This window comes from Streptomyces asiaticus (assembly GCF_018138715.1).
Lineage (GTDB): Bacteria > Actinomycetota > Actinomycetes > Streptomycetales > Streptomycetaceae > Streptomyces > Streptomyces asiaticus.
In genome coordinates this window covers 8,977,091-8,991,086 of the sequence record NZ_JAGSHX010000006.1, presented here as the reverse complement: position 1 = coordinate 8,991,086, position 13,996 = coordinate 8,977,091, and the positions used below count along the sequence as shown (strand labels likewise).

Annotated in this window: 7 protein-coding genes; 3 read left to right on the top strand and 4 right to left on the bottom strand. The window is 69.4% G+C overall.

Annotation, left to right across the window (positions count from 1 at the left end; genetic code table 11):
• Positions 1 to 160 precede the first annotated feature (160 nt).
• The 3 genes from KHP12_RS45790 to KHP12_RS45780 all read left to right on the top strand — a co-directional run bounded on the left by KHP12_RS45790 (position 161) and on the right by KHP12_RS45780 (position 2,235).
• Positions 161 to 667, top strand: coding sequence for a methylated-DNA--[protein]-cysteine S-methyltransferase (locus KHP12_RS45790; RefSeq protein ID WP_086884450.1), 507 nt, complete (start codon positions 161 to 163; stop codon positions 665 to 667).
• 102 nt (positions 668 to 769) lie between these two features.
• Positions 770 to 1,498, top strand: a complete 729-nt coding sequence (locus KHP12_RS45785; protein WP_037955985.1) for a 2OG-Fe(II) oxygenase — start codon at positions 770 to 772, stop codon at positions 1,496 to 1,498.
• A gap of 38 nt (positions 1,499 to 1,536) precedes the next feature.
• Positions 1,537 to 2,235 (top strand): alpha-ketoglutarate-dependent dioxygenase AlkB family protein, encoded by a 699-nt coding sequence (locus KHP12_RS45780; RefSeq protein ID WP_086884451.1) that lies wholly within the window; start codon positions 1,537 to 1,539, stop codon positions 2,233 to 2,235.
• On the opposite strand, the gene KHP12_RS45775 is transcribed toward KHP12_RS45780, so the two are convergent.
• From KHP12_RS45775 to KHP12_RS45760, 4 genes are all read right to left on the bottom strand, one after another.
• Entirely contained in the window at positions 2,211 to 3,413 is a 1,203-nt protein-coding gene (locus KHP12_RS45775; protein WP_086884452.1) for a cytochrome P450, read from the bottom strand. The genes KHP12_RS45780 and KHP12_RS45775 overlap by 25 nt on opposite strands.
• A gap of 77 nt (positions 3,414 to 3,490) precedes the next feature.
• Positions 3,491 to 4,717 (bottom strand): LLM class flavin-dependent oxidoreductase, encoded by a 1,227-nt coding sequence (locus KHP12_RS45770; protein WP_086884453.1) that lies wholly within the window; start codon positions 4,715 to 4,717, stop codon positions 3,491 to 3,493.
• Between the two features lie 45 nt (positions 4,718 to 4,762).
• Entirely contained in the window at positions 4,763 to 5,521 is a 759-nt protein-coding gene (locus KHP12_RS45765) for an arylamine N-acetyltransferase family protein (RefSeq protein WP_086884454.1), read from the bottom strand.
• 65 nt (positions 5,522 to 5,586) lie between these two features.
• On the bottom strand, positions 5,587 to 13,983 hold the full coding sequence (locus KHP12_RS45760; RefSeq protein WP_211834585.1) for a type I polyketide synthase: 8,397 nt from the start codon (positions 13,981 to 13,983) through the stop codon (positions 5,587 to 5,589).
• Between the last annotated feature and the right edge of the window lie 13 nt (positions 13,984 to 13,996).

Here is a 13,996-nt window from a genome sequence, read left to right as displayed (position 1 = left end):
CTGGTCGAGGGCGGCCGGCCACGCGTCACCCGGCGGGCGGGAGTACGGGAAGGTGCGCCCGAAACGCCATGTCCGAATCCCGCCAGTTTTCCGGGTCCGAACGATGCATGCTGGGAGCAGCGCAAGACAGAACGGCGAGAAGAAGAGAGGGACCACCGCCATGACGGTCCACACGACGATCGACAGCCCGCTCGGCGAGCTGCTGCTGGTGGGCGAGAGGTCCGCCACCGCGACGGGGGGTACCGCGCTCGTTTCCCTGTCCGTGCCCGGGCAGAAGGGCGGAGCCGTCGTCCAGGACGGCTGGAGCGAGGACGCCGAGGCGTTCGACGAGATCGTCTCCCAACTGCGTTCCTACTTCGACGGCGAGCTCACCCGCTTCGACATCGAGTGCGTCGCGGGAGGTACGGAGTTCCAGCGCAAGGTCTGGCAGGCGCTGGAGTCCATTCCGTACGGCACCACCGTCAGCTACGGCGACATCGCCCGGCAGATCGGCGCCCCGCGCACGGCGGTCCGCTCCGTCGGCACCGCGATCGGCCGCAATCCGTTGCTGGTCGTCCGGCCCTGCCACCGTGTCATCGGCGCCACTGGCGCACTGACCGGCTATGCGGGCGGGCTGGAGCGCAAGGAGCGGCTCCTCGTCCACGAAGGCGCCCTCCAGTCGGCCTGAGCGCGGGCCTCGCACCCACCGCCGGGGCCCGCCGCCGGGGACCCGTACCGCACCCTTCCCGGATCCCGATCCCGGAGAACCCGGAGAACCCGGAGCACACCGATGAGCACCACGACCGACACCGCACGCCTCCACCAGCGCGTGGCCGCGGCCGACTGGACACAGCTGGCCGAGGAGCTGGACACCTACGGGTGCGCGCTCACACCACGGCTGCTGACTCCCGCGCAGTGCGCCCGTGTCGCCGGGCTCTATGAGCGGGACGAGCAGTTCCGGAGCACGATCGACATGGCCCGCCACCGCTTCGGCTCAGGTCAGTACCGCTACTTCACCCATGACCTGCCCGAACCGGTCGCCGAGCTGCGCGCCGCGCTCTATCCGCGGCTGCTGACCATCGCCCGTGACTGGGCGGAGCGGCTCGGCCGTCCGGCGCCCTGGCCGGACAGTCTCGAGAAGTGGCTGGCCATGTGCCATGAGGCCGGTCAGGAGCGCTCGGCGCAGATCCTGCTGCGATACGGCCCCGGCGACTGGAACGCACTGCACCGCGATGTGTTCGGCGACATGCTCTTCCCGCTCCAGGTGGTGATCGGGCTGGACGCGTACGGCACGGACTACACGGGCGGGGAGTTCCTGCTGGTCGAGCAGCGGCCCCGAGCCCAGTCCCGGGGCACCACGACCGTCCTCCAGCAGGGCCACGGCCTGATCTTCACCACCCGTGACCGTCCCGTGGCCACCAAGCGCGGCTGGTCGGCCGGGGTGATGCGGCACGGGGTCAGCACGGTGCGGTCCGGGCGGCGCCACGCGCTGGGGCTGGTCTTCCACGACGCCACCTGATGTCTCGTGTCCACTCCTCGTCCGCGGAGAATTCCCGTATGAACGCCCTGATCCCCCGCCCACGTCTCGAGGTGGCCCCCGGCGCCGTCCATGTGCCGGGCTGGCTCAGCCTCGAGCAGCAGCGGGAGCTGGTCGTCGCCTGCCGGGCCTGGGCCACCGGCCCGGTCCCGATCCGGCACACCAAGCTGCCGCGCGGGGGCGTCATGTCGGTGCGGACGGTGTGCATCGGCTGGCACTGGCAGCCCTATGCGTACACCCGCACCGCCGACGACGTGAACGGCGCCCGGGTCGCCGAATTCCCGCACTGGATGGTCGAGTTGGGCCGCAGCGCCCTGGCCGACGCATACGACGACGAGACGGCAGGTGAGGGTTACACCCCCGACACCGCACTCATCAACTTCTACGACGCCGAGGCGAAACTCGGCATGCACCAGGACAAGGACGAGCGGTCCTCCGCCCCGGTGGTCTCGCTCACCATCGGCGACAGCTGCGTTTTCCGCTTCGGCAACACCGAGACCCGTACCAAGCCGTACACCGATCTCGAACTCGCCTCCGGGGATCTGTTCGTCTTCGGCGGCGCCTCCCGCTACGCGTACCACGCCGTCCCCAAGATCCTGCCCGGAACCGGCGACCCGGCCACCGGACTGAAGTCCGGACGGCTGAACATCACCATGCGGGTCACCGGCCTGGCCGGTCCGACGCCGTCCAGCGATCACCCCGCGCCCGCGGGCTGCTGAGCCTCGAACTCGACGGGGAGCGTGGTCAGCGAGCGGATGAACGGGTTCTTGCTGTGGCCGATCTCGGAGGCGGGAACGCCGAGCCGAAGGCCGGGGAACCGCCGGACCAGGCTTTCCAGGGCAATCTGACCCTCCACCCTGGCCAGTGGCGCACCGATGCAGTAGTGGATGCCGTGGCCGAACTGGAGATGCACGGCGGAGTCCCTCGTCAGGTCCAGCCGCTCGCCGTCGGTGAAGTGTGCCGGGTCGGAGTGCGCGGCGTCCATGTCCAGGAGCACCTGGTCGCCGGCGCGGATGGGTACGGAGCCGATCTCCACGTCCTCGTTGGCGAAACGCACGACGAGGATGCCCGGCCCGGCGTGCCGGAGCAGCTCCTCCAGGCCGCGCCCGGCCAGCTCGGGGTCCTTGCGCAGCAGCTCCATCTGGTCCGGCTGGGACAGCAGTGAGAAGACCGCGTTGCTGATGAAGCTGCCGGTGAGCTCGTATCCGGCGATCAGCATCATCCGGGCGGTGGCGACCACCTCGCGGTGGCTGAGCCGGTCGTCCTCGTGTGCGGACATCAGATCGCTGATCAGGTCGTCCTCGGGGGCCTGCCGCCGGGCCTCGGCGAGGTCCTCCATATACGTCCACAACTTGGCGGCGGCGTCCTGGGAACGCGCGGCGGTGTCCGGGTCCAGCGGGGGCATGAGCATCAGATCGGCCCACTGGTGGAATTCGGTGCGGTCGGCGATGGGCACGCCGAGGAGTTCACAGATCACCTGCATGGGCAGCGGGATGGCCAGCGCGGTGACGAGATCGGCCCGGCCGTCGACGGCGATCCGGTCCAGCAGTGTGTCGGTGATCTCCTGCACCCGCGGCCGCAGGCTCTCCACCCTGCGTGTTGTGAACGCCTTGGCGAGCAGCCTGCGCAGCCGGGTGTGCTGGGGTGGGTTGGTGCCGGGCAGCGTGTCCTCGAACAGCCCGCTCACCGGAGTGGTCTGGCCCTGGGAGGCGGCGTAGGCGGCGGCCGGGCTCATGCCGGGGTGTCCGAGACAGTCCCGGACGTCCTCGTAGCGGGAGACGAGCCACGCCGTGGTGCCGTTCATCGTGATCTGCCGCGGCGGGCCGTGTTTGCGCAACTCCTGGGCGACGGTCTGCGGGTCGAGGATCCGAAGTTCTTCTTCGGGGGTGTCAGCCATGGCAGTACCACGTTCTCCTTCTGCTTGGGCCAATGCCAATGCCGATGCCGATGCCGATGCCGGTGTCAGCTGTGGCGTCAGCTTTGGCTCCGGGCGGGGATGATGTAGTCGGGGTCGGCCGTCCGTGCCGGCTCGCGCCGCGCCATGGCGGCGTCGATGGCGGGCCGGAGCCGGGCCGCCTTCAGCCGTTCGGCGGTCTCGTCGCGCTCCTTGAACTCCGGCATCACCTCGTTGGCGAAGAGCTCCAGCGACTCGCAGATGTGCTCGTGCCGGGTGCCGCCGCCCTGGACGAGGAAGATCGCCTGGTCCAGTCCGGCCTCCTCGTGGAGCCGCAGGAAGTCGCGTATCTGGCGCGGAGTGCCCACCGCGCCCCGGGCCGGATTGCCCAGTGGCATACCGGGCTTGCCGAAGGAGGAGCGGCCCATGCCGTGCTTGTCGCGGTCGCGCTGGAACTCCTCCCACAGCCGGGTGCGGCCCGGTGCGGCGGTGCCGAAGCCCGCGTAGAAGCCGAGGCCGAAGTTGAAGAACTGGACGCCGTCGACGGCACGTTCCACCGCCGTGGTCTCGTCCTCGTGGCAGAACATCGGAATGGTCGCGGCGATCTGGGCATTGACCGCGAACCCGGCGGGCACGCAGTCCGCCGACTCGATGCCCGAGTAGTAGGCGTCGACCCACTTCTTGGTCTCCGCCGGTCCGAAGAAGGAGAAGTTCAGCGCGCCCAGGCCCTTGGTGGCCGCGATGCGGATCGCGTCACGGTTTCCGCAGGCCATCCACATCGGCGGATGTGGCTTCTGCCGCGGCTTGGGCAGCACATTGCGGATGGGAGCGGACACGTACTTTCCCTCGCACCCGGCGAAGGGCTCCTCGACGAACATGCGGGCGACGGCGTCCACCGCCTCCGCCCACTGGTCCCGTTTGACGGAGCGCTCCACACCGAAACCGCCCAGTTCGGTGGGGGTGGTGGACTCGCCCGTGCCGAAGTCCACACGTCCGTCGGAGAGCAGATCCAGCGTGGCGATCCGTTCGGCCACCCGTGCCGTCGGATTGAACCCCGGGGGCATCAGGGCGACCGCGTGGCCGATGCGGATGCGGCTGGTGCGCTGGCTGACCGCGCCGAGGAACACCTCCGGCGCGGACATGTGCGAGTACTCCTCCAGGAAGTGGTGCTCAGGGCACCACACATGGTCGAAGCCCAGCCGATCGGCCAGCTCGATCTCCTCCAACATCTCCCTGAACAGGCGGTGTTCGGAGTCCTGGGTCCAGGGGCGGGGCAGCTGGGCCCCGTACAGCAAGCCGAATTTCATGGCCCCTCATCACTCTCATCTGCTGGTCGTCGGCGGCGGGCTCGGTCAGTCGCGGCCGTCCCAGTACGTGTCGAGCACCTGGGCGCGCTGTTCCGGATCGACGAGGAGGGTGACCTTCTCATGGCCGTCCTCCACGATCGTGAACATGTTGTTGGTGAGGAAGACCTGCCCCTTGTCGATGGCGCGCCTGCGCCGGCGCATCCCCGCCAGGATGGCCGGGCCATTGCCCTCACCGACACCGGTCCAGGCGTCATAGGTCCTGGGCTCGGTGGTGAAGCGATAGGTGGTCCGCCAGTCGTGGTCCAGGGTCTTGGCCTGCAACACGAGATAGCCGTCCCGCCGGATCAGCCGGAACGCGCAGCCGTACTGCCACTGCACCTCCTCCTCGGACAGACGCAGCGGCTCGGTGAAGCAGAGCCCGGCGTGTCCCACGTCGGCCAGCCACTCCTGCCCCTCGATACGGACGAGCATCAGCATGTGTTCGGGGTCGGGGGCGAAGGTGTCACCGGGCAGATATGTGCCTCCGCTGATGACGTCCAGGTCGTAGCCCAGGTCGCGGAGCAGCCGGGCGAAGAGGGTGTTCAGCTCCAGACACATGCCACCGTCGCCGGTCGGCACGATGGCCGCGAACGCCTTGTCGATATCGATGTCGGCCATGTTCTCGGCGCTGAGGCGGTGCGTGTGGTTGGTGTCGTAGGGGACCGTCATCAGATGGCTGCGGTGCAACTGCCGCAGGTTCGGCAGGGTGGGGGCGGGCCGCTGGGAGAACCCCAGATGCGCCAGGTACGTGTCCGTGCTGAACATGTGCGATCCCTTTCTTGCCGCTTCGGTCGGTGCCGGTCCGGCTGAACCGGGTGTGCTGGGCGGAGTCACTCCCCGGCGGCTCCGGGGGCCGGGGCCTCGGCCTCGGGAGCCGGGGCGGATCCGGGGGGAGCGTCCGCGTCCGCCTTCTCCAGCTCGTCCCGCAGTTGCCAGGCCAGCATCCGGAGAGTCGGGTGGTCGAAGACAAAGCTGGGAGGCAGCCGCAGCGCGGTGCGCTTGGCCAGGCGGTCGCGTAGTTCCACCGCCATGAGTGAGTCCAGACCGATCTCGGTGAACAGCACATCGGGGTCGAGGGTGGCGGCCGCCGAGTGTCCCAGCACCCGGGCGGCCTCCTGCTGCACCATGTCCAGCAGGATCCGCTCCCGCTCCTCGGGGGTCACCCCGGCCAGCCGATCGGTCACCAGGCCCTGGTCGGCCGTGGCCCGAGGGGCAGCGGCTCGGCGGGCGGTCGGGGCGAGCCTGTGCAGCAGCGGGTGGACCGCCCCACCGGCGGCCTGGGCGCGGAGCGCGCCGAGGTCCAGCTTGATGGGGAGGACCGTGGGTTCGGCCGTGCGCAGCGCCGTGTCGAAGAGTTCCATGCCCTCGGCCGGGGACAAGGGGGCGACACCGCCGCGTGTCATACGGCGCTGGTCGGCATCGCCGAGGCGGCCGGTCATCCCCGTACCGGCGGCCTGCTGCCACATGCCCCAGGCCAGGGACACGGCGGGCAGCCCCTGGGCCCGGCGCTGATGGGCCAGTGCGTCGAGGTAGGCGTTGGCGGCGGCGTAGTTGCCCTGTCCCGCGTTGCCCAGGGTGCCGGCGGCGGAGGAGAACAGGACGAAGGCCGACAGGTCCAGGTCCCGGGTCAGCTCATGCAGATGGAGCGCCCCGTCCACCTTCGGCCGGAACACCTCGTCCATACGCTCCGGGGTCAACGCGGTCAGCACACCGTCATCCAGAACACCGGCCGTATGCACCACCGCCGACAACGGAGCATCCTCTGGGACGGCGTCCAGCAGCCCGGTCACCTCGCCCCGGTCGGCCACATCACACGCGACGATCCGTATCCGCGCCCCTGCCTTGGCCAGCTCCGCCTCCAACTCGGCGGCGCCGATGGCCTCGGGCCCGCTTCGACTGGCCAACACCAGACTCCGCACCCCATGCACGGCCACCAGATGCCGCGCCACCACCCCGCCCAACGCCCCCGTACCACCCGTGACCAGCACCGTCCCGCCGGAACCCAAACCACCCGGACTGGTTTGGGACACCTCAGCGGCACGGGTGAGGTGCCGGGCGAAGCAGGTGGTGTCGCGTAGGGCCAGTTGGCGCTGGTCACCGGCGAGCAGCGCGGACAGCGACGTGGTGGGCATCGTCGCTTGGTCGATGTCGAGGAGGAGAATCCGCCCGGGGTTCTCCGCTTGTGCGGACCCCACCAGGCCCCATACGGCGGTCGCCGCTGGATCGACCGGATCGGCCTCCCGGACGGCGACGGCACCCCTCGTCACCACGACCAGCCGGCTGGACGCCAGTGACGGCTCGGCCAGCCACGCCTGTACGACCCGGAGCACCCTCCCGGTCATCTCCCGCACATCGGCCGTACCGCCGCCGAGGTCCAGCAGCAGCACGTCCGGTTGGGCGGTCTCCGGCGTCGTGGCCAGGTGGTGTACGTCCTCGGCGTCGCCCACCGCTACGGGTGCCACGGTCGCACCGCCCGCCCGAGCCGGCAGTTCCTCCCATGCGACGCGGAACATCCGGTCCACCGTCGCCGCCGTGCCGAACTGCTCGGCGCTGACCGGGCGGGACACCACCGAACCCACCGAAGCCACGGGGGCGCCGCTCCCATCGGCCAGTTCCAGGGACATGGTGTTCGGGCCGGACGGTGTCACACGTACCCGCAGCGCTGAGGCCCCGGAGGCATGCAGCGCCACCTCTCGATAGGCGAACGGCAACACGAGCTCCGCGTCGGCTTCGGCGCGGTCGTGGAAGGCGATGGTGTGCATGGCGGCGTCGAGGAGTGCCGGGTGAAGCCCGAACCCCGCCGCCTGGACCCGATGCTCCTCCGGCAGCGCCACCTCCGCGTACACCGCGCCATCCAGCCGCCAGGCCGCCCGCACCCCCTGGAACACCGGCCCATACCGGTAGCCGACCTCTTCCAGCCCGTCGTACAGGCCCTCCACGTCGCCCGGATCCACCGCTACGGCACCCACCGGAGGCCATACCGACAACCGTGTGTCGGGAACGGAGATCTCATCCGCACGGCACAACGTCCCGGTCGCGTGCCGCACCCACGCGGCACCCAGACCGGCATCCTCCGACCTCGAATACACCCGCACGCCGCGCCGGCCACTCTCATCGGCCTCCGCCACACTCACCCGCACCTGGACCGCCCCGCCCTCCGCCAACACCAGCGGAGCCTCCATCACCAACTCCTCCACCCCACCGCAACCGACCTCATCACCGGCCCGCACCACCAACTCCACAAACGCCGCCCCCGGCAACAACACCGCACCCGCAGCCACATGATCAGCCAGCCACGGATGCGAACGCAGCGACAGCCGGGAAGTGAACACCACCTCACCCGACCCCGGCACCTCCATCACCGCACCCAACAACGGATGCTCCACCCCCGCCAGCCCGGCAGACGCCACATCACCCACACCCCGGTGCTCCCCCACCAACCAGTAATGCTCCCGCTGGAAGGCATACGTCGGCAGATCCGAGATGTGGGCGGGCAGAGCCGTGGCACCGAACAGCGCTCCGAAGTCGATACGCACGCCTGCCACATGCAGTTGAGCGACGGCGGAGATCAATGCCCGGGGCTCGTCGCCCTCCCGCCGCAGCGACGGCACGACCACGGGCCCTTCGGCCGACTCCTCCGGCAGACAGTCCCCGACCATCGCGGACAGCACCGCATCCGGCGCCAACTCCAGATACGTGCTGACGCCATAGTCGGCAAGCGCTCGCACACCATCCGCGAACCGCACCGCCGAACGCACATGCTCCACCCAGTACTCGGGAGAACGCACCGTCTCCGTGTCCGCTAGTCGCCCGGTCACGTTGGACACCAGAGGGATCACCGGAGCGGCAAACGACAGCCCCTCGACCACCCGTCGGAACTCCTCCAGCATCGGCTCCATCCGGGCGGAGTGGAACGCGTGCGAAACCGCCAGACGCCTCGTCCGACACCCCTGCCCCGACAACTCCCGCGCCACCCGCAGCACGGGCTCCTCATCGCCTGAGAGCACCACCGCCGCAGGACCGTTCACCGCCGCGATATCCACCCCCGGCACCAGCAACGGACGCACCTGCTCCTCACCCGCACCCACCGCCACCATCGCGCCACCCTCCGGCAACGCCTCCATCAACCGACCCCGCGCCGCCACCAACACCGCCGCATCCTCCAGCGACAACACACCCGCCACATGCGCCGCCGCCACCTCACCCACCGAATGCCCACCCACCACATCCGGCACCACACCCCACGACTCCACCAACCGGAACAACGCCGTCTCCACCGCGAACAACCCCGCCTGAGCAAACACCGTCCGCTCCAACAACTCACCATCCCCGAACACCACCTCCCGCACCGAACCAAAGACCCCGCCCGCGCCCAACTCCCGATCCAGCGCCTCACACACCGCATCGAAGGCATCCCGAAAGACCGGGAACACCTCATACAACCCACGCCCCATCCCCACCCGCTGACACCCCTGACCAGCGAACAACACCCCCAACCGACCACGCACCACCGAACCCGACACCACCCCCGGAACCGACTCACCCCGCGCCACCGCCGCCAACCCCGCCAGAGCCTCCTCCCGATCCCCCGCCACCACCACCGCACGATCCGACAACCCCGCCCGACCACCACCCAACGCAAAACCAAGTTCGCTCACGTCCGGCTGCGGCTCGTCCGCAAGGAACGACCGCAGGCGTCGCGCCTGGGCCCGCAAGGCCACGTCCCCCCGCCCGGACACCACCAGCGGCACAGGAACGCCCTTCGGCCACGACATGGCCGGGTTGCTCGCCTCGGTCGCCGCTTGCTCCAGGATGACGTGGGCGTTGGTCCCGCTGACTCCGAACGCGGACACACCGGCCCGGCGCGGACGCCCCACCTCCGGCCACACGCGCTCCTCGGTCAGCAGCTCCACCGCACCCGCCGACCAATCCACCTGCGACGTTGGCTCCTCCACGTGCAATGTCCGAGGCGCGATGCCATGCCGCAGCGCCAGCACCATCTTGATGACACCGGCCACACCCGCTGCCGCCTGCGCATGGCCGATGTTCGACTTCAACGACCCCATCAGCAACGGCCGATCACGGCCCTGACCGTACGTGGCCAGTACCGCCTGCGCTTCGATCGGATCGCCCAGTGCCGTGCCCGTGCCATGCGCCTCGACCACATCCACCTCGGCGGCCGACACACCGGCACTGGCCAGGGCCTGCCGAATGACACGCTGTTGCGACGGGCCATTGGGCGCCGTCAGACCATTCGACGCACCGTCCTGGTTCACCGCACTACCCCGCACCACCGCCAACACCCGATGGCCATTCCGCTCCGCGTCCGACAACCGCTCCAGCGCCAACACACCCACGCCCTCGGCCCACCCCGTACCGTCAGCCGAGGCGGCGAAGGACTTGCATCGGCCATCGGCCGACATGCCGCGCTGCCGCGAGAAGGCAATGAAGATGCCGGGCGTGGGCATCACCGTGACACCACCGGCCAGCGCAATCGAGCACTCGCCGGCTCGCAGCGCCTGAGCCGCCAGATGCAACGCCACCAGGGACGAGGAGCATGCCGTGTCCACCGCGACCGACGGGCCCTCGAAGCCAAGCGCATAGGACACCCGTCCCGACAGCACACTGGCCGAGGCGCCGAGGCCCAGCATGCCCTCGAGCTCGGCGGGCACCGGCTCTACGCCCGAGCCGTAGTTGTGGTACGTGACACCGGAGAAAACGCCCACGTCCTTGCCCCGCAGGGTGGTCGGGTCGATCCCGGCCCGTTCCAGCGCCTCCCACGAGGTCTCCAGCATCAGACGCTGTTGCGGGTCCACGGCCAGCGCCTCACGCGGCGAGATCCCGAAGAAGCCCGCGTCGAACTCCCCGGCATCGTGCAGAAACCCGCCTTGGTGGGCGTAGCTGGTGCCGGGGTGGTCCGGGTCCGGATGAAACAGGTTCTCCAGGTCCCAGCCACGATTCACCGGGAAGTCGCTGATGCCGTCCCGCCCGTGAAGCACCAGCTCCCACAGCTCGTCGGGCGTGGAGACTCCTCCCGGCAGTCGACACGCCATGCCCACGATCGCCACCGGCTCGGTCGACACGGCCCCAGGCGCTGATGTCGGCCCCGCTGGCTCCTCCGGGGCCGGGGCAGCCGTGTCCCCGATGAGCTCGTCACGGAGAAAGTCGGCGAGAACCAGGGGTGTGGGGTAGTCGAAGAGCAGGGTGGTCGGCAGAGTCCGGTCGGTGAGTGCGTTCAGACGGTTGCGCAACTGCACGGCGGTGGCCGAGTCGAACCCGATCTGGTTGAACACCATGTCCGGTTCAATGGCATCCAGCGAGGGATGGCCCAAGACGCCTGCGGTCTCCTGGCGGACGGTCTCCAGCAGGATGCGCTCCTGCTCCTGTGCGGACTCCCCACGAAGGCGAGCGGTCAACGCCCCGGTGTCCTCGGGCAGTTCTGCCATGCCCGGAAGCAGATCGGCTTCGGATCCCGCATCGGCGGGGGCGGAGTTCTTGAGCCAGTAGTGCTGGTGTTGGAAGGCGTAGGTGGGGAGGTCACACGCGGTGTGCGCGGGGACGTTGCCAAGCAGGGCGGTCCAGTCGACGGGGACACCACGTACATACGCCTCGGCCACGGAGGTGAGCACACGGCGCATACCACCCTCGCCCCGGCGCAGTGTCCCGGTCACCACCACCGGTCCGGCATCCACCCGCTCCGCCGCCGCCTCCATGCTCATCGTCAGCACCGGATGCGCACTCACCTCAACAAACGCCCGGAAGCCCTCCTCCAGCAGCCGCTCAATGGACGGGGCGAACCGGACCGTGCTCCGCAGATTCCGATACCAGTACCCGGCATCCAACTCAGCCGTGTCCAGCCACACCCCCTCCACCGTGGAGAAGAACGGAATACGTGAAGACACCGGCCGGACCTGCGACAACGACCGAGCCAGCTCACCCTCGATCGCCTCCACCTGCGCCGTATGCGAGGCATAATCCACATCCACCCACCGCGCCCGCACCCCCACGCCCTCACACTCCACCACCAACTCCCCCAACGCCTCCGGCTCACCAGCCACCACCACCGACAACGGCCCATTGACCGCCGCAACCTCAACCCGACCGACCCAACGGGACACCAACAACTCCGCCTCGCTCACACCCACAGCCAGCGACACCATCCCACCCAAGCCCGACAACCCCGCCGCGATCGCACGACTCCGCAACACCACCACCCGCGCCGCATCCCCCAACGACAACCCACCCGCCACACACGCCGCCGCAATCTCCCCCTGCGAATGCCCCACCACCACCGACGGCACCACACCAGCCGCCAACCACACCCGCGCCAACCCCACCATCACCGCAAACGACACCGGCTGCACCACATCCACCCGATCCAACGACACACCACCCCCAACACCCCGCACCACATCCACCAACGACCACCCCGTCAACGGATCCAACACCCCCGCACACTCCCGAAGCCCCTCCGCAAACACCACACTCGACTCCAACAACTCCGCACCCATCCCCACCCACTGCGCCCCCTGACCAGGAAAAACAAACGCCACCCGACCCCGAACATCGGCTTTGCCCACCCCACCGCCCTCCACCACCGCCGCCAACCCCGCCAACGCCTCCTCCCGGCCCCCCGCCACCACCACCGCACGATCCGACAACCCCGCCCGACCAGAAGCCAGCGCCGCCCCCAGCTCCCCAACGCCCAACCCTGGACGAGCTTGGACGTACTCCAGCAACCTCCGCGCCTGCCCCCGCAACCCCGCACCACCACGCCCCGACACCACCAACGGCACCACACCACCCGGAACCTCCGACACCGGCACCACATCAACCGCCGACTCCGGCGCCTGCTCCAAAATCACATGCGCATTCGTCCCACTCACCCCAAACCCCGACACCCCCACCCGACGCGGACGCCCCACCTCCGGCCACACCCGCTCCTCCGTCAACAACTCCACCGCACCCGCCGACCAATCCACCTCCGGCGAAGGCTCATCCACATGCAACGTCCGCGGCAACACCCCATACCGCAACGCCAACACCATCTTGATCACACCAGCCACACCCGCAGCCGCCTGCGCATGACCAATATTCGACTTCAACGACCCCAACCACAACGGACGCCCCGCAGGCCGATCCTGCCCATACGTTTCAAGCAGCGCCTGCGCCTCGATCGGATCACCCAGCGGCGTACCCGTCCCATGGGCCTCCACCGCATCCACATCGCCCGCCACCAGCCCCGCACCCGCCAACGCCCGCCGAATCACACGCTGCTGCGACGGACCGTTCGGCGCCGTCAACCCATTCGACGCACCATCCTGATTCACCGCACTGCCCCGCACCACCGCCAACACCCGATGCCCACGCCGCTCCGCATCCGACAACCGCTCCACCAGCAGCACTCCCGCGCCCTCGGAGAAGCCGGTGCCGTCCGCAGCGGCCGCGAAGGCCCTGCAACGGCCGTCCTTCGACATCCCGCGCTGGCGCGAGAAGCCGACGAAGATACCGGGGTTGGCCATGACGGTCACACCTCCGGCCAGTGCCATCGAGCACTCGCCCAACCGCAGCGCCTGTACGGCCAGGTGCAACGCCACCAACGACGACGAACACGCCGTATCCACCGCGACCGACGGGCCCTCGAAGCCAAGCGCGTACGACACCCGCCCCGCCAGGACGCTCGCCGAGGTGCCCGTGCCCATGACCGCCTCGAGTTCCTCGGGGACCCGCGCTCCGGAACCGTAGCTGTGGTAGGTCACCCCGGAGAAGACGCCGATGTCCTTGCCCCGCAACGCGGTCGGGTCAATTCCGGCGCGTTCGAACGCCTCCCAGGAGGTCTCGAGCATGATGCGCTGCTGCGGATCCATCGCCAGCGCCTCGCGCGGCGAGATCCCGAAGAAGCCCGCGTCGAACTCCCCCGCGTCGTGGAGAAAGCCACCCTCGCGGACATAGCTGGTGCCCGGGTGATCCGGATCCGGGTTGAAGAGGTTCTCCAGATCCCAGCCACGGTCCTCCGGAAACCCACCGATCGCATCACCGCCGGACACCACCAGGTCCCACAGTTCCTCCGGCGTGGTCACCCCACCCGGCAGCCGACACGCCATCCCCACGATCGCGATCGGCTCCGACAGGCCGCGGCGTATGTCGGCGTTCTCCCGCTCGAGCCGCTCGTTCTCCATGAGCGTGACACGCAGCGCTTCGACGACCTTCGCTTCGGGAGTGGTCATCCCGGCCTCCGCA